The following is a 23,668-nucleotide window of genomic DNA, read 5'->3' as shown; positions in this document are numbered from 1 at the left end:
CTGATCGAGGTTTCCGGGTTCAGACCGCGAGTGCCGCAGCAGCCATCCGAGCGATATCTCTCGAGGTGAATCCAATCTGTTCCAGCGCCTCTTGGTAAGCGATCAGGAAATCCTCAATCAGATCTTCCTTCTCCATTTTGAGGACAGCGGCATCCTCGGCCACCTGCTCGAGCATTGAACGGATCAGCGGCAAATTCACTTTGTTGGCTTCCATCAATTCCTCGCGGCTTGCGTCGAAATTAGCCTTCAACCACTCTTGACCGTAATTGAGATGGGTGTATTCATCCTTCACCACACCCTCAGTGATCTTGCGTGCAAAGGGATCAGCAACTGGTATGTAGATGTGATATGCGGAGATTGCGAAAGCTTCAATCAGCAACGCCTGAATGAGCAGACAGGTCACAACTTTTCCGTCCTTCAGAGCCGTCTGAAAATTGCCATGAAGGGGAGCGAAGAAAGTTTTTGCGAAAGGCATGTCTGCGTCAACACCCAGATTGCGTCCGCAGGATGTGAATCCTTTCATGTGCTTCATTTCCATTCTGGCGAGGCGAGCCAGTTCATCGGCCTGATCAGGGATCAATGTGCCCAGTGAGATGTAGTTGTCATGAGCTTCTTGCTCACCTTCAATCACGATCGCATTGATCCGGCTGTAAGCGTCTTTATAGGCTTCGCTGGAAAAGTCGGGGAGCAGCGAAGAGGACCCAGCCTGCTCGTCAAGGACGGCGACCTCGGAGGTGACAGGGGTCGGCATGGATCTTTCCGTATTCATCGATGCGACTGACTGTAACTAGTGCAACCCACTATGGATGTTCGGTTGATGGTCCTCTCACACGCCTGGCGTCGGCAGAGGGCGGCCAGTCAGAAGTCATCAGGCTTTTGAAGAGGCCGGTCCAGTGCTCAATCAAGACCTCACGCAGACGCTGCCCAAGGAATGCGTCGGCCCCACGGCTGTCTCCGACAACTCCGCTGTGACTGATGTCGGCTGTGAACCAGGCACAAGGGGCGGCACCCTCGAGGCTCCATCCGTCGGGAGGAGGCGTGGAGGATTGATGGCCGTCGCAGGGGCGCTCCACGCCAACGAGATCAGGGGCAAGCGCCAGCATGAGACTTGTTTCTGCCAACCCTGCGTGCAATCCGTTCTGCAGCTCCTGGCGCGGGATCAAGGCCTCGAGCCCAGGGACCCCACTCCACAGAAAGCAGGGAAGCACGGCCATCGAAGGAGCCCGAACCGCCAGTTCTCTGGCCGCGGTCTGAAGCAATCCAATCTGCCCACCATGAGCGTTGAACAGCACAAGTCGCTTCACCTCCTGGTCCGCCAACTGCTTCCCCACCTCCACGACCAACCGGATCAGCAGGTCGGCACTGAGGCTCAGGGTTCCAGGAAAGCCGCGGTGTTCAGGAGACAGACCGATGGACTGAAGCGGGAGGGACCAGATCGGCCATTGGGCAGGGAGTGACTCCAGCACCCTGTTGAGAATCTGCTCTGCGAAGAGAGCATCTGTGGCGAGAGGCAGCTGAGGTCCGTGCTGTTCCAGGGCTCCGAATGGCCAGACCAGCGTTGAACGGTGAGCTTTCAGCCCTGACGCGGCATCAGGCCAATGCAGAAAATCAAGCCGTCGCGACCCGCGGGAGTCCGAGCATTCCATCGGCACTTCACCATTTCCTGTCAAAGTGGCTGATCAAGGACGACGGGTCCCATGGCCGGCACAGAACGTCAAAATTCATCTGAAGAATCCCCTAAGGCATTGACTCCCTCCCCTCAGCAGCCGAAGAAGCCCTTGCAGGTGATGCACATCAGCAAGCGTGAGGAGCAAGACCGTCTCCGCCGGGAAGCCGAAGAAGCCAGAGCTGCGGCAGATGCGGCGGCAGCGAAGGCAGAACAGCTCGAGCAGGCGGCCCGTGAGGCCGGGACGTCCCTTGCACCGCCTCCCCAGGCAGCCGTGCCTGCAGCTCCCCGCACAGCGGAACCCCAGGCGAGCCGATCACCCGATCACGACGATTTCGGCGGCATGACCATGGCCGATCTCATGGGTGGGTCTGAGCCTCGCCGGAAGCCTGCTCAAATGCAGCAGGCCCCAGGAGGGCTTCAGCGCAGTGTTGATGATTTCGACTTTGACGAGGATGCCTTCCTGGCTGCCCTGGACGAGAACGAACCCATCGGCACCACAGGCGAGGTGGTCACAGGAACGGTGATCGGGATGGAAAGCGATGGTGTGTATGTCGACATCGGTGGTAAAGCGCCTGGCTTCATGCCGAAGAGCGAGTGCGGTCTGGGAGTGATCACAAATCTCAAGGAACGTTTCCCGAAAGGCCTCGAGATCCAGGTGCTGGTGACTCGGGAGCAGAATGCCGACGGCATGGTCACCATCAGCTGCAGGGCCCTGGCACTGCGTCAAAGCTGGGACAAGGTGAAGCAGCTCGAGAAGGAGGGCAAGGTGGCCCAGGTGAAGGTCAGTGGTTTCAACCGTGGAGGCGTCACCTGTGATCTCGAGGGTCTACGTGGATTCATCCCCAGATCCCAGCTTCAGGATGGCGAGAACCATGAAGCGCTTGTTGGCAAGACCCTTGGCGTCGCCTTCTTAGAGGTCAATCCCGACACACGCAAGCTTGTGCTGTCCGAGAAAAAGGCCGCAACAGCGGCCCGCTTCGCCGAACTCGAAGTCGGCCAGCTGGTGGAGGGCCATGTGGCCGCAGTCAAGCCCTATGGACTCTTTATCGATCTCGGCGGCATCAGCGGACTTCTTCACCAGTCGATGATCACCGGCGGCAGTCTGCGATCAATACGGGAAGTCTTCGATCATGGTGACTCCGTCAAGGCGCTGATCACTGAGCTCGATCCCGGACGGGGACGCATCGCCCTCAACACGGCCATGCTTGAAGGGCAGCCTGGCGAGCTCCTCATTAATCGTGATGGAGTGATGGAAGAAGCGACCGATCGCGCCAACAGAGCTCGTAACGTCCTCAGGCAACAGGAACAGTCAGCTGGATGATCACCGCTCCGCAGACAGCCGGGAACAATGGAGAGCAATCCTCGGCCCAGAAACAGGCTGACTGGGAACTTGATTTCTATTCGAGACCGATCCTGGAAGCCGATGGGAAGAAGCGATGGGAACTTCTGATCACAAGCACTCCTACCCCGACAGAGCCGGTCTGTTTCCGCTTTGAAAAGCGCTGTCCGGCAGGAGATGTGAACTCCACCTGGCTAACTTCCGCACTTCGCGAAGCCCTGACCGCAGCCAACGAACAGGGATGGTTACAGCCCAAACGATTGCGCACTTGGCGCAGCGCGATGCGCACGATGGTGCAACGCGCAGCCAGCGAGCTGGGTCTGGAGATGATTCCAAGTCGGAGAACCTATGCACTCCTCGACTGGCTGGAGGAGCGAGAGCGCAGCGTGTATCCCCTGGATGAGGGGTTCATGGCCGGCCCGATCGCTCCACCTCCTGCACCGATTGCCACGCCTCCTTTGCCCTTGCCTGAGGCCGTTCGGGGAGACGCCTGGTGCTGGGCAGCCCTGCCTTTAGGAAGTCTGCTTGAAGCCGGCGAATGGCCCATGGGATTCAACGATCTGCTTCCGATTCCAGAGGGGATGGATCCTGAGCTGCCGGTTCCAGGCCTGCGCCTCTTCAGCCAAACCCGCGCCCTGGCGCTGGCTGGCTGGCTTGGAGGCCTGGAACCGGTCCGATTGCGAGTAAGCAACCAGCAACTGGTGCTTGACGCCGGACAGGATGACAGTTGGCTGGTCAGCGACCTTGGCCAGATGGAGGCGAATCAGTGCCGTGAGGCCCTCATGGACTCGGTCAGCAGGGGCCGCGGCCTTCAGTTCATCTCCGTACAGACCACACCGGACAGCCAACGGTTTGATGGCTTCTGGATGCTCAGAGATCGACCCGAGATCTGAGCGTGGATCCAATCAAAACCAACGACTGCAATGGCGGACCCTTCCAGAGCCCTGACCGCTGCTTCAATGTTCTCGAGCACTGGACATGGGTCGGCTGTTACGGGGGGTACTACCTCACCTCTGACCTCCTGCACGCAGCGGGGTTTGAACATGGTTTTTTCACCCGGCGCTGGCAGGGCCGGGGACCTGATGAACTCGCCGGCTACCTCTCAGCGGGCGCCAGTGTGCACCGTCCTCAACAAGTGCATGGCAACGTCGTTCTGCCAGCCTCGAAAGCGACTGAATCACCCTGGCCTGAGGCCGATGGGCTGGTGAGTGATCAAGGCGGGCAAAGTCTCTGGGTCTGCGGTGCTGACTGCACACCTGTACTGATTGCCGATCCGGACACCGGTCACGCCTCGGCCTGTCACGCCGGATGGCGAGGCGTGGCCAGCAGGATTCTTCCGGAAGCGGTCTCTCAACTGGAAGCACTGGGTGCCCGAAAAGACCGCCTCCTGGTTGCGATGGGTCCTGCCGTGAGCGGTGAGCTTTATCAGGTTGAAGAGGCTGTGGCTGAGAAAGTTGGAGCCTCGTTAGGGAGCCGGCAGGCATCCTTCCAGGCCCTGGAAAAGGATGGGATCATTCGTGATGATCCCAAGGACGGTCACTATCGCCTCGACATCCGCAGGGCCGCCTTCTCCCAGCTGGTGGACTGGGGCCTGCAAGCTGACAGGATCAGCTTGTGTCCTCTCTGTACTGTCGGCGAACCGGACCTCTTCCACTCCTGGCGACGCGACCAGGTCAAGGCGGTCCAATGGAGTGGCATCGTCGGTCAGGCCGCGGCCTGAATTCAACCAGGGTCAGTTCGAGGGTCGTTCCAAAAGGCGCAAAGCCACAGCTTCAGCGACCCGGATCCCGTCAATCGCGGCGGACAGGATTCCCCCCGCGAACCCCGCACCTTCACCGGCGGGAGTCAAACCCGCAACATTGATCGACTCCAACGCCTCATCGCGCGGGATGCGCAGTGGAGACGATGTGCGCGTTTCGACGGCAGTGAGCACGGCATCAGGGTGGTCATATCCTGGGAGTTGATCCGCGAAGGCCGGCAGGGCCTCCCTGAATGCAGCAATCATCGTTTCTGGCAGCAGTTCGGCGAGATCGGCAGGACGTACACCTGGTTGGCAGGACGGGACCACAGAGCCGATGTCCTTGGACGCACGGCCCTTTAGGAAGTCTTCCAAGCGCTGGATAGGGGCGCTGTAATCGCCTCCTCCCAGGTCGAAGGCGCGGCTTTCAAGTGCACGTTGAAACGCCATACCCGCCAAGGGATCCCCCAGGAAGCGGGCATGGGGTTCCAGGTCATCGTCCATGACCGGGATCACGAGCCCACTGTTGGCATTGCGCTCATTGCGGGAGTGTTGGCTCATGCCGTTCGTCACGACACGGCCCGCCTCCGAGGTCGCACCCACCACAAATCCGCCGGGGCACATGCAGAAGCTGTAGACGCACCGACCGTTGCTGGCGTGATGAACAAGCTTGTATTCGGCGGCACCGAGCAACGGGTGACCGGCGCAGTCTCCCCAGCGGGCGCGATCGATTAGGGCTTGAGGATGTTCGATTCGAACACCTACGGCGAACGGTTTGCGTTCCAGTGCAACGCCAACACGTTCCAACATCTCGAAGGTATCTCTGGCCGAATGTCCCGGCGCCAGAACCAGCTGGTCGCAAGCCAGATGCGTGCCATCAGAAAGCCTCACTCCGGAGAGCAGCAAAGGTTTCATGGCGGACGATGATCCTGGTTCGATCTCCAGTGCATCCACCCGGCTTCCAAAGCGCACTTCACCTCCCAGCGCTTCGATCCGTGCCCGCAAGCCCCTCACCACGGTGGCAAGTTTGAAGGTACCGATATGGGGGCGATGCAGAGTGAGGATCTCACTGTTGGCACCGCAGGCAACAAGTTCCTCCAGCACTTTCCTGCCGTAGTGGGCAGGATCACTCACCTGGCTGTAGAGCTTTCCGTCGGAGAAGGTTCCTGCCCCTCCCTCACCGAACTGCACATTGGATTCTGGCTGAAACGCCGAGGTCCTTCTCCAGAATCCAAATGTGTCGGCACTGCGCTGCTTTACTGGCTGCCCCCGCTCCAGCAGAAGAGGCCGAAAGCCCATCTGAGCGAGCAGAAGTGCCGCAAAATAACCACACGGGCCAGCGCCGATCACAACAGGACGAAGCGGACCACCCGCGCAGGGGGACGCTGGAGCCTGCGCGACGTAGTGGTAGCGCTCATCAGGGCTGCGACGGATCCTGCGATCCTGAGCGAACCGACGCAGAAGGGCGTCCTCTCCGCTCACCTGCACGTCAACGCTGTAGATCAGGCGAATCCGATCGCGACGTCGCGCATCGATGCTGCGTTTCACCAGATGGCACTCGAGCAGGCGCTCCCGTGAAATTTTCAGGCAGCGAAGAACAGCTTGTTCCAGATCCTCATCCGTGTGATCAAGCTCCAGACGGAGCTCGCTCAGCCTCAGCACAAGTCCACTCTCCCGAGTCGTCCCCCTTGAAAACCTACCGACCGGGGATCCGGCGGATGGTGGCTTGCCCTGAAGGAGACTGTCCAGGGCGCAGCACCAGATCGCTTGCCGCACCAATCAGACGCACGGGCTGTCCGCCAAGACGATCCTCAATCGCATCACAAAGGAGTGTCGGCTCTTGGGCAGGATCCAGCCAACCCAGCGGGTCCCGGGTTCCCTCCGTTGAAACCGGTGGTGGGGCAAGAGAGGAGAGAGCCACCAGCCGTGCGGTATCGAACCCAGACGCCGCCAAAAGAGTGGGCTGTTCCCCACGTGAACGGCGATAGATGGACGCAAAGTCACCCCAACCGGGGCCATGGGCGGGCTGATCGAGAATGAGCTGTGGCCAGGAACGTTCAGACAGATCGCTGACGCGGTGATGAGGCAGCAACCAAACCCGAAGTAGGGCCTCAGGACGTTGTCCGAGACGGCCCGAAGCTTGAGCTCGATCCAGTTTCTGAGCCAGGACACTGTCATGAGCCGCGGCCAAAACGATGGCCTGAGGTCCCTTCCAGGACACATCCTTGAACAACCGTTCCAGAGCGGCCGCATCATCTGCGCTGACCGTCTGTACCAGGGATGGTTCGTAAGAGTCCACAATTCCGCCATCCCCCTGGAAGGCCGAAACAAAACTCTCCGCTTGATCGGCACTCCGATCAGTCGGATCGGCCACCACCATCACCCGGCGAATGCCATGGTCGAGAAGGTCACCGATCAGTTGATTGAGATCCTGCTGATACGGAGGAACAACCGGATGGAGGCGTCCTTCAGGATCCAGTTCAGCAAGGCCCCTGAGGGATTCTCCACGCTGATAGGGCAGTAGAACCCCAAGCTTGCGCTGGCTTGCGAGCTGGGCATAGATGGACAGATCAGCGGAGAAAGGCGCCACCAACACAGACACCTGTTGGCCAAGAAGAGCCGATGGATCATCTCCTGGAGCAACCGACAACCAGTCAACGGATGCAGGATCTACGCCACACGCCCTGACCTGATCCAGACCGACAGCAAACCCCGCCATGAATTCAGCATTCGCGCCAGAGCCACCACCATTCGAAATGGCAACCACAGAGGATCTCGAGGAGGCACTGGCTGATAAGGCCTGGCAACCGATCACTGTGGCCAGAAGCACAAAGCCGGATTGCAGGAAGCGAACGAAAGGCGGCTGACCACCCACACACGCCTCGGGAGGAGACTCCGCAATGGGTTCATCCGATGCAGGGACCTTGGAAGATGCTTGAGAAGGATGGGTCATGACAAAACGCACCCAGGTTTTGAACGTAGAGATTTCAGACTGGATCGTCGGGTTTTGTCACAGGATCTTGCGGTGTGTCTGGAGCATCCCCCTGAATCAGCAAGGCGAGACAACCGGCGAGAACAAGCAGAGCTCCCATACCCAGAGCAAGCGGTCGATTGCCGGAGGCAGCATCCCCCCAGATCGCTGTACTGAAGAATGCCGACCCGAGCAGGAAGCACGGGACCATCACGATGCCGGAGGCGATTCGGTTGCGCGCCATCTCAAGCAGGGGGACAGGTGGCGTGGGCCAGGCCCTCATCCACCAGAGCAGCACCCAGATCCTGTTCAACACCGATCGGCGTCACCCGTGCAAGGAGCACACCATCAACACTTCCTTCCGGACGAAGATTGACGCGTCGGCGACGGGGTAGGGTCCGGCGCAACCAGTCGACGGCCAGTTGCTGGTCCTCCGGGGACACCTCGATACAAGCCAAGCGAACGCTGTAATTGCGGTTGCGATCACCGACCTGCAGAAGCGTGGCTTCACGAACCTGAAGAACTTCAGCGGCCTGGGTGAGCAGGGGCTGAATCAAAAGCAGCATGAGCGCCAGTGCAACACCCAGGACATGACGCCCCATCACAGAGCACTGCCACAGGAAGGGCAGAAACGGTGATCACTGGAGGTGACGGCACCACAAGCTGGACAGTTGCGTTGGGTATCCATGGCCAATTCAGGATGAGAGGGTAAACCAACCATCTGGGCGTTGCTGCATCCCGGTGGCACCATCGGATAGCAGTTCTCCCCCCGTCGGACATGCACATCAACAATCGTGGGATGGGGTGAGGCGAGGGCTGCAGCCAGTCCCGACTTGAGCTCGGCACGTTCGACAATTTTGAGTCCCTCAACGCCGAAGGAGCGCGCCAGCATCGCGAAATCCGGCATTCCTCTCAGCATGTCGGATGCTGAATATCGCTCGTCATAGAAGCTTTCTTGCCACTGCCGGACCATGCCTTGCCAGTGGTTGTTCACGATCACCACTTTCACGGGCAGGTCGTACTGCGCGAGCGTGCCTAGCTCCTGAATGTTCATCAGAATACTGGCGTCGCCTGCGATACACACGACCCTCCGATCGGGACAGGCCACCTGGGCGCCGAGTGCCGCAGGCATGCCAAATCCCATCGTTCCCAGACCCGCACTGCTGATCCAGCCTCGGGGGCCATTGCGCAGGTACTGGGCAGCCCACATCTGATGCTGCCCCACATCGGTGGTGACGATGGCATCGGACGCCAGATCTCTGACCGCCAGAAGAACCTCCTGGGGGTAGATCGATCCTTCAGCAGGAGGGATTGTTAGGGGATAACGCTGTTTCCAGTCCTTGATCCTTTCGAGCCAGGCTGCGGTGCGAGGTTCATGTCCCTGTTGCAGGCTCAGTTCCACCAGAGCAGCCAAGCTGGCCCCGACGTCCCCGAGCACGGCCACATCCGCTCGCCTGTTCTTGCCGATTTCAGCAGGGTCGATCTCAAAATGGATCACCCGTGCCCGGGGGGCGAAGGTGTCGAGCTTGCCGGTCACGCGATCGTCGAAACGCGCTCCCACAGCAATAAGCAAGTCACAATCAGTGACCGCGAAATTGGCGTAAGCGGTGCCGTGCATGCCAAGCATGCCGAGCGCCAGTGGGTGGTTTTCATCAAAGGCCCCCTTCCCCATGAGTGTTGTTGTCACGGGGAGCTGATAGCGCTCCGCCAGCACCATCAGGCTGTCGTGGGCGGAAGCGGCGACAGCCCCACCACCCACATACAACAAGGGGCGGTTGGCCGTCTTGATCAGCGCAAGCGCGTCAGCAATCGCAGTGAGATCCGGAGGTGGAGTGGCGCTGAAACCGGCAGGAATCACCGTGCCCGGCTCAACGGGCTCGTAATCGAACTCCTCCTGTCCGACATCCTTTGGGATATCGATCAGCACCGGACCTGGACGCCCGGAGGCAGCGATATGAAAGGCCTGGGCAACCACCGAGGCAAGATCCGCAGGATCGCGAACCACCCAGGAATGCTTCACGATCGGAAGGGTGATTCCGAAAATATCGGTTTCCTGGAAGGCGTCGGTGCCGATCGCCGTTCGGGGAACCTGCCCGGTGATCACAACCATCGGAACCGAATCCATCTGCGCCGTCGCGATGCCGGTGACGAGATTGGTGGCGCCAGGTCCTGAGGTACCGAAACAAACGCCGACGCGACCTGTTGCCCGCGCGTAGGCATCGGCGGCATGCGTTCCTCCCTGCTCATGCCGAACCAGCACGTGACGCAGCCACCCCTCGCTTTCCGCCACATGAAGAGCGTCATAGATGGGGAGGATGGCGCCGCCTGGATAGCCGAAGATCGTGTCGACTCCATGGCGACGCAAAGCGTCCATCAGGGCATTGGCACCGGTCATACGGCACCCATCCCCTAGTCCGGACGCTGCATCGACCTTGGGAGCGGAGGTCAGCGTCACAGCGGCATCACGACATACTGTTCATCAACATTAAGGTTCAACCTGTTTTCCTGCCCGGCGTTGAGGCCGCCTGTTGCAACCATCAGAGAAGACCGAGGGCATGCAACGGTCCGTGACCACTGATCAGCTCGAAAAGAAACGCCGAGAATCCGAGCATGGCCAGGCGACCGTTCCAAACTTCAGAGCTGTTGTTCCAGCCCCATTCCCATTTCTCCTGCGGATAAAGCTTGACTTTCGTGGGCAGCTCAGCTGCAGCATCAAGACTGACTTCAGGGCCGTCCAGACTGGTTGCCACGAGATCGGCCAACCCTTCGATGAACGGCGGATAGGTATCAAGAGCTCGGACGCGCCGGAAATTCACCACGCCAGCTTCCGTGGCCAACTCGCGATATTCAATGTCGATCTCTTCCAGAGTTTCGATGTGCTCGCTGACAAAGCTGATCGGCACCACGACCAGGTCGTTGATCTTGGCCTGACCAAGTTCCTCGAGCGCTTCCTCGGTGTAGGGCTTGAGCCATTCCACCGGGCCAACCCGGCTCTGGTAGGCGAGGGTGAAGGGATTCTCATGGCCCATCAGCTCGCCTAACGCCTTCATGATCAGATCCGTGCAGGATTCGATCTCCTGCTGATAAGGATCTCCCGCTTCCTCCACGTAACTCTTGGGAACACCATGAGCGCTGAAGAACACATGCGCTTGGGTGGGATCGTCGCTCTTACGCACTTCCTCGGCGATCAACTCGGCCATCGCCCGCACATATCCCGGGTGATCGAACCAACTCCGGATGCATCGAATCGGCAGCTTTTCAAAGGATGCATCTCCCTGCCTCAGCCGCTGAAGCTCGCGGAAGCTGGAACCACTCGTGCTGATGGAAAAGTGAGGGTAGAGGGGCAGAACCACCACTTGATCCATGCCATCGGCCTTGATATCGGCAACGGCGGATTCGGTGAAGGGATGCCAGTAGCGCATGGCCACATAGCTGGTGGCATCAATTCCGCGCTGACGCAGCAAACTCTGAAGTTCCCTGGCCTGCTGCTCAGTGATCCTCCGGAGCGGTGACCCTCCTCCGATGGAGCGGTAGGCCTCCTGGGACTTCCCACTTCGCAGGGTGCTGATCAACCAGGCCAGAGGCTTCTGCAGCGCCGGTATGGGCAACCGGATGATCTCCGGGTCAGCGAAGAGGTTGAACAGGAAGGGGCCTACGTCCTGAATGCGTTCGGGACCACCCAGGTTCAGCAGTACGACGCCGACGCGGGACATAGCAATCACACCGGGTTAAGGGGGTTGAGCGTAGCGGCCATTAACGCGATCCTTGGCGTCGGCGACACATTTATGGAGTTCGAGAAGGCGCTGGTTTCCGCCAATACACGGTTGGCGGCGCAGGGATCGAAACTGCGAATCGAGCAACGCGGCTCCCGCTTGAACCTACGCGGCGTGCTGCCATTGCGTCTGGATCCGGGGCAAACAAAACTCCAGCGCATCAGCCTCGGCGTCAAGGCAGACCCGGCGGGCCTCGACCATGCCCTCAATGCCGCATCCTTGGTTCGACTGCAGATCGATCAGGGCTGCTTTGACTGGTCAGCCTGGTCATCCCGCCGAAGCGGTGCCAAAGCACTCGAGCCGCCCCACGCGGTTAACTCCGCCTTGAAGCGTTTCGAAAAAGCCTTTTTCTCAGATCCCAGGCGTCGCCGCTCTCCATCTGGCAGTCGCACAACCTGGAGCGGTGCGTACCTTCCTTACCTGCGCCGTCTGTCGAATCAGTCCGCTGACGGCACCATCAATGCCGATCTGTTGATGCAGACTCTCACGAGTTACGAAGACGGGAGCCGCAGTCGCCAGCAATGCGCCACAGCGCTTGCGGCCCTGGCCCGCTTCATGGAGATTCCGCTGCCTGATGACTGGCGAGAAGAAGCCGGAGGTTATGGCCTGCACCGGGCCCGGTTCCGCCAGCTGCCCACAGATCGCCAAATTCTCGAAGCCGCACTCACCATCCCGAATCCAAGCTGGCGCCTGGCCTACGGACTGATGGCCACCTACGGACTTCGCAACCATGAAGTGTTCTTCTGCGATTGTTCCGCGTTAGCCGAGGGCGGAGATCGCGTGCTGCGGGTCCTGCCCACCACCAAAACTGGCGAGCACCAGAGCTGGCCCTTCCATCCCGAGTGGGTCGAGCGCTTCGGCCTTCAAGAGCTGGCCGACAACCCGAAAGCGCTACCGGCGATCCGCACCGATCTGCGACGCACCACCCTGCAGCAGGTGGGGCGTCGGGTGAGCGAGCAGTTCCACCGCTATGCACTGCCGATCACCCCTTACGACCTGCGTCATGCCTGGGCCGTGCGCACCATTCACATCGGCCTGCCGGACACCGTTGCCGCCAGGATGATGGGCCACTCAGTGGCGATTCACACGCGCACCTATCACCACTGGATCACCCGCCGTGATCAGCAGCAGGCGGTAGATGCGGCCTTAGCCCGTCATCGAGCCTGACCCCCCCCTTCCCTGATGTCGTCATTTCTCCGCCCCCTGGCCTATCGCTATCGCTGGATTTACGACGCAGTGACGGCAGTGTCATCCCTGAGCGTGGGCGGTGTGGAGAAACTGCGAGGGTTAGGCCTTGAAGCCCTTCAACCGCATCTACAAACTGGAGCTGCCGTACTGGATCTCTGTTGCGGCAGCGGCGAGGCAGCCGCCCCCTGGCTGGCTGCGGGCTTTGCTGTCACGGGGCTCGATGTCTCCCCTCGTGCCTTGCAGCTGGCCGCAACTCGCCACCCGATGCTGCAACGCGTGGAGGGCCTTGCCGAGGCCCCCCCACTGCGTTCCGGGAGTTTCAGTGCCATCCAGCTGAGCGTCGCCTTGCATGAGTTTCCACGCCCTGAGAGGGCGATGGTGTTGAGCAGTGCGCTACGCCTGCTCCAACCCGGCGGTTGGCTGGTGCTGGTGGATTTACATCCTGCTGGTCCTTGGCTGCGCCTGCCTCAGCAGATCTTTTGTGAACTGTTTGAAACGGACACCGCGACCGCCATGCTGGAGGACGATCTGCCCTCCGAACTTCAGCAGCTTGGTTTCACATCTGTGAAGCAGGAGCTTCTCGCAGGGCAGGCACTGCAGCGGATCACCGCCATGCGTCCCATCCAAACCGAACAGCCATGAGTACGAAGGATCTCGATCAATCGGCAGCGGAGCTGGGCATGGGCGGAAAGCTTGCCCCTGAACCAGACGATGCCGGTTATCGCAAACGGATGGAGCGACGCCAGCAGGTCCAGAAGCAGCGGGTGGAAGAACGCAACAAGGAAAAGGGCCTGATTCTCGTGTTCACTGGCCAGGGCAAGGGGAAAACAACCGCAGGACTGGGTCTCGTCTTGCGAATGCTTGGCCATGGTGAGCGGGTGGCCATCGTGCAGTTCATCAAGGGCGGCTGGGAACCGGGAGAGGCACGGGCGCTGAAAGCTTTCGGAGACCAGGTGCGCTGGCATGCCCTGGGCGAGGGCTTCACCTGGGAGACCCAAGACCGGGAACGGGATCAGCAGCTGGTGGAAACGGCCTGGAAAACAGCCCTGGAGTATCTGCGAGATGAAGCAGTGAAGCTGGTGCTGCTCGATGAATTGAATGTGGCTCTGAAGCTGGGCTACATCGATGCAGACACCGTCATAACCGGGTTGAGAGAACGGCCCGCGCTGACCCACGTAGCCGTGACAGGGCGAGGAGCCCCTGCAGAGCTTGTGGACGCTGCCGATCTGGTCACAGAAATGACCTTGATTTACCACCCATTTCGCGAGCAGGGCGTTAAAGCGCAGATGGGTATTGAATTTTAGAGATCACTGCTGGTCGAGATCGCTGCGCAACAGCCCCATAGCCGCAGTCAGAACTGACAATCCACTCACCAGGAGTGCACGGTGAACCAGGGGATCACGCCAGCAGGAAGGATCGTGGCTGGCACGGTCAAGGGCTGAAAGAGTGAGACGGGCCATTACCGAACTGCGTGCGCCGTTCTCTTCAGCCATGGATTCCCTGTCGTTTCCCTATCCAAGCGGCTAGCGCACGATCGCGCCAGTGTTGGGACCGTCCGATCTCGCTTGCTACTGTCTTCAGGATCAGGTGGATGAATGGCCTACGCGCGCGCACTCCTGAAACTCAGCGGGGAAGCGCTGATGGGAGACCAAGGCTACGGAATCGACCCTGCCATTGTTCAGGCCATCGCCCGAGACGTGGCCGGTGTCGTGGCCAGCGGCACCCAGCTGGCGATCGTGGTCGGTGGTGGCAACATTTTCAGGGGACTCAAAGGATCGGCCGCGGGAATGGACCGAGCCACGGCGGATTATGTGGGAATGCTCGCCACTGTGATGAATGCCATCACCTTGCAGGATGGTCTCGAGCGGGCTGGCATCCCCACGAGGGTGCAGACAGCCATCGAAATGCAAGAAGTCGCCGAGCCCTACATCCGCAGGCGGGCTATCCGGCATCTTGAAAAAGGTCGTGTGGTGGTCTTCGGTGCAGGATGCGGAAACCCCTTCTTCACCACTGACACCACCGCAGCCCTAAGGGCTGCAGAAATCGGAGCCGATGTGGTGTTCAAGGCCACCAAGGTCGATGGGGTCTACGACAAAGACCCCCACAAGCACGCCGATGCGGTGCGCTACGACGCTCTGACCTTCCAACAGGTACTCAGCGGTGAATTGGCGGTGATGGACAGCACCGCCATCGCCCTCTGCAAAGACAACAACATCCCCATCGTGGTCTTCAATCTGTTCGAAGCCGGCAACATCGGCCGTGCCGTGGCAGGTGAGCCCATCGGTTCTCGCATCAGTAACTAGTCATCTTCATGTCTCACTCCGATCTCGAATCCAGCATGCGCAAGTCGGTGGAAGCCACCCAGCGCAACTTCAACACCATCCGAACCGGTCGAGCCAATTCGTCTCTTCTCGACCGCATCAGCGTGGAGTATTACGGGGCAGACACACCATTGAAATCTCTGGCCACCCTCTCAACACCGGATTCTCAGACAATTCAGATTCAGCCGTTCGACATCAGTGCGCTCGCCTCGATCGAAAAAGCGATCGCCATGAGCGAACTTGGCTTTACGCCGAACAACGACGGCAAGGTCATCCGCATCAACGTTCCCCCTCTGACTGAGGAACGCCGCAAGGAATTCTGCAAGCTGGCCTCAAAGTATGCCGAGGAAGGCAAGGTGGCTCTGCGGAATCTCCGCCGGGATGCGATCGACAAAATCAAGAAGCAGGAGAAGGATGGCGACCTTTCCGAAGACCAGAGCCGTGATCAACAGGATGAGATCCAGAAGCTGACCAATCAGTTCATCGCCGAACTGGAAAAGCATCTCGCCACAAAGGAAGCCGACATCCTGAAGGTGTGAGCGTCTACGACGTCGCTGTGATCGGAGCCGGGGCAGCCGGCTCCACAGCAGCTTTTCACCTCGCCAATGCCGGGCATCGGGTGTGCGTTCTGGAAGCGGTAGAAGGACCGCGCGTCAAACCCTGCGGTGGCGGCATGGCGTCATCAGTTCAGCAGTGGTTTCCCTTCGATCTCAGCCCAGCGGTCGACGATGTGATCCGCCGGGTCGATTTCAGCTGGTGCCTGGACGATCCGGTGGTTGCTGAGCTACCTGGAGAGGCACCGTTCTGGATCGTGAGACGCGAACGTCTCGATTGTCTGCTGCTGGAGAAGGCCCTGGAGGCTGGAGCCACGCTCCACTGCCCTTGTCTTGTGCAGCAGGTCGAACGTGAGGATGGTCAATGGACAATCCGCGGTGACAGCGGCAAGTCGTTGACGACCAGAGCGGTGGTGATTGCGGATGGTTCGGCATCGCCCTGGTCGGGTCAGTTCGGCCTTGGCCCACGAGACCTCCATCTCGCCAGCACACTCTCCGTGCGTCTGGAAGGTCTTGGAACACTCAACCCTGGTGTCGCTCGCTTCGAATTCGGTCTTGTCCACCACGGTTTCGCCTGGGCCTTTCCCCTGAATGAAGGCATCAACGTGGGCGTGGGCACATTCATCGGCCGGAATGCGATGGATGCAGAAACCGTTCTCAGCGCCTTGCTTCCTGATCTTGGATTCCCAGCGGACGCTGGACTCCGCCAACAGGCGGCCCTGAGGGTCTGGAATGGTCACAGTCCATTGCACCGCGACGGAATGGTGGCGGTCGGCGATGCGGCATCACTGTGTGATCCATTTCTGGCTGAGGGATTGCGACCGGCACTGATGAGCGGATATGAGGCAGCGAAATGTCTCGACCGCTGGCTGAACAATGAGGTGGCATCCCTCGCGGACTACTCCACGGTGATGCGTCACCGCTGGGGGGACTCCATGGCGTGGGGCCGCCGCATCGCCCAGGTGTTCTATCGCTTTCCCGGTGTGGGGTATCAGCTTGGAATCAAGCGTCCCACGGCTCCCCGCCGAATTGCCCAGATCCTTTCCGGTGAGATGGGCTACGGAGACATCGCCCAGCGGGTAATCCGTCGCCTTCTTCTGCAGCGGGGCTAAAGATCCAGCGCCAGTTGCTCAATGCCGGGGTCAGTGGTCAGCCGGCTCGATCGTCTCCGCCTGGTCGAGGGCAGACCTGAACGTCGGGACCCATGGCGCTGCTGAATGGCATCCGCATGGCGATCAAAACCTGCGGAGCGGCGAATCTCAAAGATGCGCTCTTTGGCTTCACGCGCTGAAATCGCGCAATCAACGATCGGCATCGACCTGGGAGCACCGAGAAGAGACCAGGGTTCATGCAAATGCACGGCAGGCACGTCCTCGAGTTCCGGACACCAACGACGGATGAAGGCTCCATCAGGGTCGTGATCATGCCCCTGCTTAATCGGGTTGTAGATGCGGATCGTGTTAATGGAGGTGCTGCCGGACTGCATCTGGCACTGGCTCCAATGAATTCCTGGTTCGTAATCCACGAACTGCCTGGCCAAATGCAGACCCGTATCACGCCAAGGAAGCCAGAGGTTGTAACTGGCGAAAGACATCAACATGGCCCGCATGCGGAAGTTGATCCAGCCATGGGCTCGCAGAGCCCTCATGCAGGCATCCACGAAGGGAACGCCCGTTTGGCCCTCAGCCCAGGCCGCGAAGCGGGCGTCGTCCAGAGAACGGATGCCGCGCATGAAGGGGTGAAAGTCCTCCCATTCGATCGGAGGTTGATCTTCCAGTTTCTGGATGAAGTGGCAATGCCAGTGCAGCCGCGAACTGAAGCTGCTCACCCCACGCCCCTGGAATTCACGGCTGCGTTGCAGCACTTCCCGCATGGAGAGGCAGCCCCAGGTGATGTAAGCGGAAAGTCTTGAGCAGCCCTTGAAGGCCAGATTCGGACTGGAGATGGAACGGCAGTAGCCCTGAACCCGATGCGCGAGGAAATCATTGAGCTCCTGGAGGCCCAACCGACGGCCGCCACGCTGCCGGTAGGGGCATGGATCAGCCTGCAGAGCCAAAGCATCGTTGGTCGGCAGGTCTCCTGGAGCGATGCCAGAAAGGGGCGTCAAGCCAGTGGGTGCCGGGGTGATCGCCTCACCCATGCGCTCCTCCCAGCGGCGGGCCCAACCCCTGCGCGTCTGTAACCGCCTGACGACTCCAAACTGAGGCAGTTCATGCCAAGGAATGCCCCGTTCCTTCGCCCATGCAGCGACCCGCCGGTCCCGGGCAAAGGTCCAGGCATTGCCTGTTTCCTCATGGCTCCAGAGTGCCGAAATGCCGAGCTGACGCCGGGCCCGTTCGAGCACATCCACGGCATCGCCGCTCCGAATGATTAATGGTTGACCAACGTCAGCAAAGGCCTCCTGAAGATCCTGCAGGGATTCTCGGCAGAACGCCCATTGCCTGGCTGAGCAATCCGGTTGACCCCAGAGTTCCGGTTCAACGATATAGAGAGGCAGAACAGGTCCCCTGGCCAGCGCTCTGGCCAGGGGCTGATGATCCACCAGCCTCAGATCACGTTTGAACCAGACCAGCTGGAGGCCATGGACCACGGACGAAGCCGGATTGAATTAGCGGACGATAGAAAAGCGAGTCAGCCGGCGGAGGTAATTTTCAGATCCCGAAGACGCGCATCCACAGAAGCCAGCAGCTCAATCGCGAACATCGGCGCTTCCTGAACAGCGAACAGGAACTTCTCCCTGTTCATCTCAATCAGACGGCAAGGACTTTCAGCTTGCGCTGTCCCTAGGCGACGGTGACCATCCATGACAAGGGCTCCGGCTCCGAACACATTCCCAGCGTGGATGAGCTCATATCCCTCATTTCCCTCGTCATTTTTCCACGACAAACGAACAGAACCCTCAAGGACTCCAAACATCGAAGCCCCGGGGTCGTCAGCCTTAAAAATGATGTCGCCTGTCTTGAACGCGTGAACCTCGCTCTTCTGAGCGAGGCCACGCATGGTGTCGAGAGCGTTCACGAAAGCGGCTAGAACTCTTGGAATTCTGATCAGCTCAGATGAAGAGTGGGTAATGCAATCGCCGACTCAGGCGGTTGTGAGTGCAAGAGCTGCACCGAATCCCCTGCGGACGTCCTCTGGAGTGAGAAGCCCATCGTGATCCAAGTCCAACGCGTCGAACACCGCATCGCTCCCGAGCCACTCATCACGGGTGATGCAACCATCACCGTTCATGTCATTGAGCAGAAAGATTTCCTGAACGGCATGACCAAAAGCCTGACCACCTTCGAGTTCAGCCAACCGGTGGGCCAACATGCTCTCAAGCGTTTCGATCGCTTTGCTGAATCCTTTGATGCCTTCAGCAAGTTTGTCGGTGGCCATGCGGTCCGTCTTCATCAGGGCCTCGAACTGCTCACGGTCCACATGGATCTGAGCTTCATTGCTGGAGGGATTCTCACCGTCGAGTTTGCGGGAGAGAGTGGCTTGGCTCTCACGCAGCTGATCGAGAAGCTTGGGTGAAATGGTCAACAAATCGCAGCCAGCGAGCTCAGTGATTTCGTCAATGTTGCGGAAGCTGGCCCCCATCACCTCGGTTTTGTAGCCGTAGGTTTTGAAGTAGTTGAAGATCCGGGTCACAGACAGCACCCCGGGATCCTCAGGACCGGGGTAGGAATCACGACCGGTATCCGCTTTGTACCAATCGAGAATGCGACCGACGAAGGGTGAAATCAAGGTGACACCAGCCTCGGCACAAGCCACGGCCTGACCGAAACCGAACAGCAGCGTTAAGTTGCAATGAATTCCCTCTGTCTCGAGGATTTCGGCAGCTTTGATGCCTTCCCAAGTGGAGGCGATCTTGATCAGCACACGGTCGTTGCTGATGCCTGCATCGTTATAGAGGCGAATCAGTTTGCGGCCTTTTTCGATCGTGGCCTCGGTGTCAAAACTGAGCCGGGCATCGACCTCGGTGGACACACGCCCGGGAACGATCTTGAGAATTTGTTTGCCGAAGATCACACTGATTTCATCCAGCGCTTCACGCACCACCTGTTCCACCGGTGCGTTGTCACCAATCAGTCGACGAGAGGATCGCAGAGCTTCATCGATCAAATTCTGATAAGCAGGAATCTGGGCAGCCGCGAGGATCAGAGAAGGATTCGTCGTGGCGTCTCTCGGGGTGAACTTACGGATTGCCTCCAGATCCCCGGTGTCTGCGACCACAACGGTCATCGCTGAGAGCTGATCGAGAAGACTGGCCATAGCGCTGAAAGTCTTGATAAGTGCAACGTAGCTAGGTTTCGTTGGCTGGCACCCTTGCGGGTATCCCCCTGCACAGGCCGTTGTAACCCTGACCAACCCTTTTGAATTCAACCAGGGGATTGAGCGATGCTCGGCGGAATTTTCTCAATGACCAAAAGTCCATCAATGATGGACTTCGCAACAGGCAAGGCCACAGTTGAGCCATAGGCATTTCCGCCCTGGGGCTCATCGACAACCACCAGCACGACATAACGCGGATCCTCAATCGGCAGAGTGGCAACGAAACTGCAGATCAAGGCGCCAGGGACATACACACCATTAAGAGCTTTCTGTGCGGTTCCGGTCTTGCCTCCGATCCGATATCCAGGAGTTCGTACTCCCTTACCACTGCCCTTCTCCACCACAGACTCCATCCAGGCGAGCACCGTGCGAGTCACCTCGGGCTTGAGCAACTGTTGACCTTGACGAGTTCCAGCTGATGCCAGGGCATTGCCAGCACGCAGTCCCCTGGTGATGTGAGGACTGACCAATCGACCACCATTCGCCAAAAGTGCATGCAATTGAACAAGTTTGAGTGGCGTCAATGAAAATCCCTGACCGAAGGATGCCGTAGCCGGCTCGATGGGTTGTTTGGTGAATTGTTCTTTTGACTTGAGCTGCCCAGCAATCGCTCCGGGCAAGTCCGTATCAGGGCGAGCATCGAGACGCAGACGACTGAGCCAGTCCCAGTAGCTGTCAGCCGGCAGACGACGCATGGCCTGCACCATTCCCACATTGCTCGAGACCTGCAGAACGGTGGCGAAATCAATCACTCCGTTGACCTTTCGATCGTGGTTGTTGATCGGCCAGCCACCGACCTTGATCATGCCGTTGTCATAAACCTGCCCATTGGCCTTGATTGCTCCCTCCTGGAGAGCGATAGCCAGGTTGATGGGCTTGAAGGTTGAGCCTGGTTCATAGAGGTCCTGAACAGACCATTCTCTGAATCGAGCAGAGGAAAAGTCCCAATACCGATTGGGGTCGTAAGTAGGAACTGAAGCGAGGGCGAGCAACTCACCATTGGTGACATCCATCACGATGGCGACACCTTTTTTCGCGTTCCATTTCTTCACTTGAGCACTCAGAGCTTTCGCAGCCAGAGCCTGAAGACGCGCATCAAGGGTGAGTTGAAGACGAAGATCATCACCGAAGAAAACGCCGGCATCGAGGTTGTCAGGCAGGGGGGTTCCATCTGCACCACGACGAAGACTCCTGGCCAGTTCATGACGCTGCAGATCGTCGTGACGGCTCTGTTCCAGACCTGCCTGAGGAACACGTTCCTGATTGAGAAAACCAACCACATTGGCGAACAGTTCTCCCTGGGGATAGACCCGATGGAGATAGGACTCAAGATCCACACCACTGATTCCAGTTGCTCGAACAGCGGCAGCCGTTTCAGGATCGAGTCCTTCGAGAAGCTTGATGCCGGAGGGCCGATCGCCGATCTGCTTGAGGATCTTCGTGGAGGGGATCGACAGAAGAGGGGCAAGGCGATCGGCTACATCAGCAGGTGGCCGAATGAGAACTGGGTCGTCGCCAGGGAGGTTGAAGTAGCGGGGGTGCAACCAGAGGCGATAGCGCTCTTCATCGAGAGCGATGATCCGTCCGGTGCGATCCACGATCGGTCGTCGTATGCCGAGAGGCTGCGTGCGCTGGGTCTGCACAGACCTGGCACGGGCTTCAAGCGCCTGTGCTTGGAACAACTGCAACCAGGCCATCCTCCCCATCAGGCCGAACAACCCAAGACAGAGCAGAGCAAACACCCAGCGCATGCGTCCAACGGGGACGGGCTCCAGCGGCACAACCCTGCGACGGGTTGATGACGGGATCGACCGTCCTACGACACGTGGGCGACCCATGAATTAGTAACCGTTCTTGATCGGATGCTCAATGAGGGAGCCGAGCATGGTCAGATGATCAGGTTCGCCTTGAGGCACAACCGCTCCGGGCTTATCGAGGTAAAGAAGGTTGGCCACGGTCGTGGGCACCATTCGTTTTGGAACCCTGGAGTGTTCCAGCAGGTGCCGTTCGAGCATCGCTGTGGACTCCGTAAGACGGTGGGTCAGAGCACGAGTCAACTCAAGCTGCCTGAACGCCAAAGTCCAGCGATGCTGCCAGTGAAGTGTGAGACCGCTGAGCAGGAGAACGGCCGCGAAAACCCCGAGAAGCCCTCCATCGGCAACGCGATGCAGTCCGGCCAGGAGAGGAGAATGGCGCGCAGCACGACGAGCCGACAGGGAGCCCTGAATAAGCTCAAAAGTTCCAGCGCTGGACGACTGTTGCGGGGAAATCGGCTGGGGTTGTGGAACCGCGACCACGGCTGAAGCTCAGCAATGCGCCAGTGAACCACCTGAAGAGAAGAGCCGCAAGGCTGAAACCTTGATCAACACTGGGGGCTTCGATCAAGCCCCAAGCAGCAAGAGATTGAGGAACGTCACGCCATTCCAGAGAGAGTGCATCACCACACAGGGGAACAGGCGCCCTGTACCGAGCCGCAGCAACGCCAAGCCGACGCCAAGAACAAGCAGTGGAGGCAGCTCGCCGATGCTCAGGTGAGCAATCGCGAACACAAGCGCACTGACCAACACACTTCCGACACGCCCGAGGAAACGGCCCAAAACCGGTAGCAACACCCCCCGGAAAATCGTTTCCTCAAACAGCGGGGCCAGAACAACAGCTGTGATGGCCAGTAGTGCCAAGGCCAAGGGGTCTCGGCTGTTCAGGACGATCTCCAGCAAAGGGTTGCTCCCCCCCTGATCCCCGATCCATCGACTCACGAGCCAACCGCTCAACACCACAGGCGGCATCACCATCAGCCATCCCCTTGCACCTTGCAGAAGGGCTGAGGAGATCGGGCGGGCCTGCCACTGCAACCAGCCCCCCGATGGAGGAGCCTCCTGATCGCATTGCGACAACTGCTGGCGAAGGATGAGCAAAGGAGGAACCGCCAAAGCGGCATACCCGACAAGGACGGTCAACCCTTGCATCAGTGCAGGAGACAGGCCTCGGCTCACCCAGGCAGTGAATGGAGCGATCAACAGTGGAACCAGCACCTCCCCCAAAACAACAAAGCCACCGGCCACCAGCAGAACCATGTCGAGCGGGCTGAGGGGGGCCGACACAAGCGGCGGCCAGGACGGCAACCGACGGCGCAGCAGCAGCCACCCATGCCTGATCAAGAGCAGGCCTCCAAGAATCAGGGCCGCCAACGGGAACATCTCGCTGAAGACCAAACGGCGCGCTGCGGCGGAGGCCTGAGCTGAATCCACGCAGTCAGCGGATGAGCCTCCCAAGGCACTGCACACAACTCCGCGGATGAGAGGGTCGGGAGCAAGAGCCAGCAATTCGGATCGTCCCTGTTCGGGACCATCGTTCCCAAGCAAGGCCTGCTGAAGCGGAATGAGTTCTGGCTGGCCAATGGTCACCTGCCGAAGACTTGCCCGGTAGGTCTCGTCTTGTTCAAGGGCCGTGAACAGAAGGATTTGGCGATCATCCAGTCGGTCCAACGGGGTGTCGCGCAGGGTCTCCAGCAGGGAAGCAGCAGGGTCTTTACCGACCACCAGAGGCCGAAGCGGTTCTGGGATGTTGGGCTGGGCCAAAAGGGAAAGCTCCTTTTGCTCCAACGACAAAGCCGGAACAACGGACGGCTTTCCAAAGCTGTCCACCAATCCCAGGATCCACACCAAGGTGGCCAGAACGAGAGAGACGAAGGCCAGAAACACCTTCAAAAACCGGTCAGCCGATGGACGTCCGGAAGGTGGGCTGGTCAACACGCCGCAGGCAACTCAAAGTGATTCTGGTCGGTGACGGGTGCAGCGG

24 protein-coding genes are annotated in these 23,668 nt (G+C 59.4%); 9 read left to right on the top strand and 15 right to left on the bottom strand.

Translation table 11 applies throughout. The annotated features are described in order from the left end of the window. Nucleotides 1-19: 19 nt before the first annotated feature. Together ACLM45_RS13905 and ACLM45_RS13900 are read right to left on the bottom strand one after the other, a co-directional pair. Nucleotides 20-751, bottom strand: a complete 732-nt coding sequence (locus ACLM45_RS13905) for an aldehyde oxygenase (deformylating) (protein WP_415409863.1) — start codon at nucleotides 749-751, stop codon at nucleotides 20-22. Nucleotides 752-800: 49 nt separating this feature from the next. Continuing rightward, nucleotides 801-1,646 carry a creatininase family protein gene (locus tag ACLM45_RS13900; protein ID WP_415409861.1) on the bottom strand — a complete coding sequence of 282 codons (846 nt, stop codon included), beginning with the start codon at nucleotides 1,644-1,646 and terminating at the stop codon, nucleotides 801-803. A gap of 51 nt (nucleotides 1,647-1,697) precedes the next feature. Here ACLM45_RS13900 and ACLM45_RS13895 point away from each other — a divergent pair, with 51 nt between their 5' ends. The 3 genes from ACLM45_RS13895 to pgeF are packed head-to-tail and all read left to right on the top strand — an operon-like array spanning nucleotide 1,698 to nucleotide 4,728. Next, the gene (locus ACLM45_RS13895; RefSeq protein WP_415409860.1) at nucleotides 1,698-2,990 is read left to right on the top strand and encodes a S1 RNA-binding domain-containing protein; all 1,293 of its coding nucleotides are present in this window, start codon (nucleotides 1,698-1,700) and stop codon (nucleotides 2,988-2,990) included. Then, a complete protein-coding gene (locus tag ACLM45_RS13890; protein WP_006043622.1) occupies nucleotides 2,987-3,901 on the top strand; it encodes a Tab2/Atab2 family RNA-binding protein in 915 nt (304 codons plus the stop codon). Before ACLM45_RS13895 ends, ACLM45_RS13890 begins: the two co-directional genes overlap by 4 nt. A 2-nt stretch (nucleotides 3,902-3,903) precedes the next feature. Continuing rightward, nucleotides 3,904-4,728 carry a peptidoglycan editing factor PgeF gene (pgeF, locus tag ACLM45_RS13885; protein WP_415409858.1) on the top strand — a complete coding sequence of 275 codons (825 nt, stop codon included), beginning with the start codon at nucleotides 3,904-3,906 and terminating at the stop codon, nucleotides 4,726-4,728. Nucleotides 4,729-4,740: 12 nt separating this feature from the next. On the opposite strand, the gene ACLM45_RS13880 is transcribed toward pgeF, so the two are convergent. From ACLM45_RS13880 to hemH, 6 genes are all read right to left on the bottom strand, one after another. Next, complete coding sequence (locus ACLM45_RS13880; protein WP_415409857.1) at nucleotides 4,741-6,408, bottom strand: NAD(P)/FAD-dependent oxidoreductase; 1,668 nt, start codon at nucleotides 6,406-6,408, stop codon at nucleotides 4,741-4,743. A 34-nt stretch (nucleotides 6,409-6,442) separates the two neighbouring features. After that, nucleotides 6,443-7,699 carry an amino acid ABC transporter substrate-binding protein gene (locus ACLM45_RS13875; RefSeq protein ID WP_415409856.1) on the bottom strand — a complete coding sequence of 419 codons (1,257 nt, stop codon included), beginning with the start codon at nucleotides 7,697-7,699 and terminating at the stop codon, nucleotides 6,443-6,445. A 34-nt stretch (nucleotides 7,700-7,733) separates the two neighbouring features. Continuing rightward, nucleotides 7,734-7,961, bottom strand: a complete 228-nt coding sequence (locus ACLM45_RS13870) for a GIVxVP protein (protein ID WP_006043618.1) — start codon at nucleotides 7,959-7,961, stop codon at nucleotides 7,734-7,736. A gap of 1 nt (nucleotide 7,962) precedes the next feature. Next, the gene (locus tag ACLM45_RS13865; protein WP_006043617.1) at nucleotides 7,963-8,319 is read right to left on the bottom strand and encodes a hypothetical protein; all 357 of its coding nucleotides are present in this window, start codon (nucleotides 8,317-8,319) and stop codon (nucleotides 7,963-7,965) included. After that, a complete protein-coding gene (ilvB, locus tag ACLM45_RS13860) occupies nucleotides 8,319-10,172 on the bottom strand; it encodes a biosynthetic-type acetolactate synthase large subunit (protein ID WP_415409854.1) in 1,854 nt (617 codons plus the stop codon). The genes ACLM45_RS13865 and ilvB overlap by 1 nt, the downstream gene beginning before the upstream one ends. 82 nt (nucleotides 10,173-10,254) lie before the next feature. After that, nucleotides 10,255-11,430, bottom strand: a complete 1,176-nt coding sequence (gene hemH / locus ACLM45_RS13855) for a ferrochelatase (RefSeq protein ID WP_006043614.1) — start codon at nucleotides 11,428-11,430, stop codon at nucleotides 10,255-10,257. Between the two features lie 72 nt (nucleotides 11,431-11,502). Between hemH and ACLM45_RS13850 the strand changes: the two genes are divergently transcribed. The 3 genes from ACLM45_RS13850 to cobO are packed head-to-tail and all read left to right on the top strand — an operon-like array spanning nucleotide 11,503 to nucleotide 13,982. Continuing rightward, nucleotides 11,503-12,657 carry a site-specific integrase gene (locus ACLM45_RS13850; RefSeq protein WP_415409853.1) on the top strand — a complete coding sequence of 385 codons (1,155 nt, stop codon included), beginning with the start codon at nucleotides 11,503-11,505 and terminating at the stop codon, nucleotides 12,655-12,657. 15 nt (nucleotides 12,658-12,672) lie between these two features. Further along, nucleotides 12,673-13,320, top strand: coding sequence for a class I SAM-dependent methyltransferase (locus tag ACLM45_RS13845; RefSeq protein ID WP_415409851.1), 648 nt, complete (start codon nucleotides 12,673-12,675; stop codon nucleotides 13,318-13,320). After that, nucleotides 13,317-13,982, top strand: a complete 666-nt coding sequence (cobO, locus tag ACLM45_RS13840; RefSeq protein ID WP_415409849.1) for a cob(I)yrinic acid a,c-diamide adenosyltransferase — start codon at nucleotides 13,317-13,319, stop codon at nucleotides 13,980-13,982. Before ACLM45_RS13845 ends, cobO begins: the two co-directional genes overlap by 4 nt. A gap of 3 nt (nucleotides 13,983-13,985) precedes the next feature. On the opposite strand, the gene ACLM45_RS13835 is transcribed toward cobO, so the two are convergent. After that, on the bottom strand, nucleotides 13,986-14,171 hold the full coding sequence (locus tag ACLM45_RS13835) for a hypothetical protein (protein ID WP_038004757.1): 186 nt from the start codon (nucleotides 14,169-14,171) through the stop codon (nucleotides 13,986-13,988). A 102-nt stretch (nucleotides 14,172-14,273) separates the two neighbouring features. Between ACLM45_RS13835 and pyrH the strand changes: the two genes are divergently transcribed. Genes pyrH through ACLM45_RS13820 form a run of 3 tightly spaced genes read left to right on the top strand, consistent with a single transcriptional unit; the run spans nucleotide 14,274 to nucleotide 16,665 of the window. Next, nucleotides 14,274-14,981, top strand: a complete 708-nt coding sequence (gene pyrH / locus ACLM45_RS13830) for a UMP kinase (protein WP_006043609.1) — start codon at nucleotides 14,274-14,276, stop codon at nucleotides 14,979-14,981. An 8-nt stretch (nucleotides 14,982-14,989) separates the two neighbouring features. Continuing rightward, a complete protein-coding gene (gene frr, locus ACLM45_RS13825; protein ID WP_006043608.1) occupies nucleotides 14,990-15,538 on the top strand; it encodes a ribosome recycling factor in 549 nt (182 codons plus the stop codon). Continuing rightward, nucleotides 15,535-16,665: an NAD(P)/FAD-dependent oxidoreductase gene (locus tag ACLM45_RS13820; RefSeq protein ID WP_006043607.1), complete on the top strand. Its 1,131-nt coding sequence runs from the start codon at nucleotides 15,535-15,537 to the stop codon at nucleotides 16,663-16,665. The genes frr and ACLM45_RS13820 overlap by 4 nt, the downstream gene beginning before the upstream one ends. On the opposite strand, the gene ACLM45_RS13815 is transcribed toward ACLM45_RS13820, so the two are convergent. The 6 genes from ACLM45_RS13815 to ACLM45_RS13790 all read right to left on the bottom strand — a co-directional run bounded on the left by ACLM45_RS13815 (nucleotide 16,662) and on the right by ACLM45_RS13790 (nucleotide 23,619). Beyond that, complete coding sequence (locus ACLM45_RS13815; RefSeq protein ID WP_415409848.1) at nucleotides 16,662-18,143, bottom strand: FAD-binding domain-containing protein; 1,482 nt, start codon at nucleotides 18,141-18,143, stop codon at nucleotides 16,662-16,664. The genes ACLM45_RS13820 and ACLM45_RS13815 overlap by 4 nt on opposite strands. Nucleotides 18,144-18,184: 41 nt before the next feature. Continuing rightward, on the bottom strand, nucleotides 18,185-18,571 hold the full coding sequence (locus ACLM45_RS13810; RefSeq protein WP_415409846.1) for a Crp/Fnr family transcriptional regulator: 387 nt from the start codon (nucleotides 18,569-18,571) through the stop codon (nucleotides 18,185-18,187). A 66-nt stretch (nucleotides 18,572-18,637) separates the two neighbouring features. After that, nucleotides 18,638-19,810 carry a transaldolase gene (locus ACLM45_RS13805; protein ID WP_415409845.1) on the bottom strand — a complete coding sequence of 391 codons (1,173 nt, stop codon included), beginning with the start codon at nucleotides 19,808-19,810 and terminating at the stop codon, nucleotides 18,638-18,640. A gap of 107 nt (nucleotides 19,811-19,917) precedes the next feature. Continuing rightward, a complete protein-coding gene (locus ACLM45_RS13800) occupies nucleotides 19,918-21,708 on the bottom strand; it encodes a peptidoglycan D,D-transpeptidase FtsI family protein (protein ID WP_415409844.1) in 1,791 nt (596 codons plus the stop codon). 3 nt (nucleotides 21,709-21,711) lie between these two features. Further along, entirely contained in the window at nucleotides 21,712-22,167 is a 456-nt protein-coding gene (locus tag ACLM45_RS13795; protein WP_415409843.1) for a hypothetical protein, read from the bottom strand. An 84-nt stretch (nucleotides 22,168-22,251) separates the two neighbouring features. Then, the gene (locus tag ACLM45_RS13790) at nucleotides 22,252-23,619 is read right to left on the bottom strand and encodes a lysostaphin resistance A-like protein (RefSeq protein ID WP_415409842.1); all 1,368 of its coding nucleotides are present in this window, start codon (nucleotides 23,617-23,619) and stop codon (nucleotides 22,252-22,254) included. Between the last annotated feature and the right edge of the window lie 49 nt (nucleotides 23,620-23,668).

The organism is Synechococcus sp. A10-1-5-9, from assembly GCF_047716785.1.
Classification (GTDB): Bacteria; Cyanobacteriota; Cyanobacteriia; order PCC-6307; family Cyanobiaceae; genus Synechococcus_C.
The sequence above is the reverse complement of the archived record's forward strand: the minus strand, read 5'-3'. Positions and strand labels throughout refer to the sequence as shown.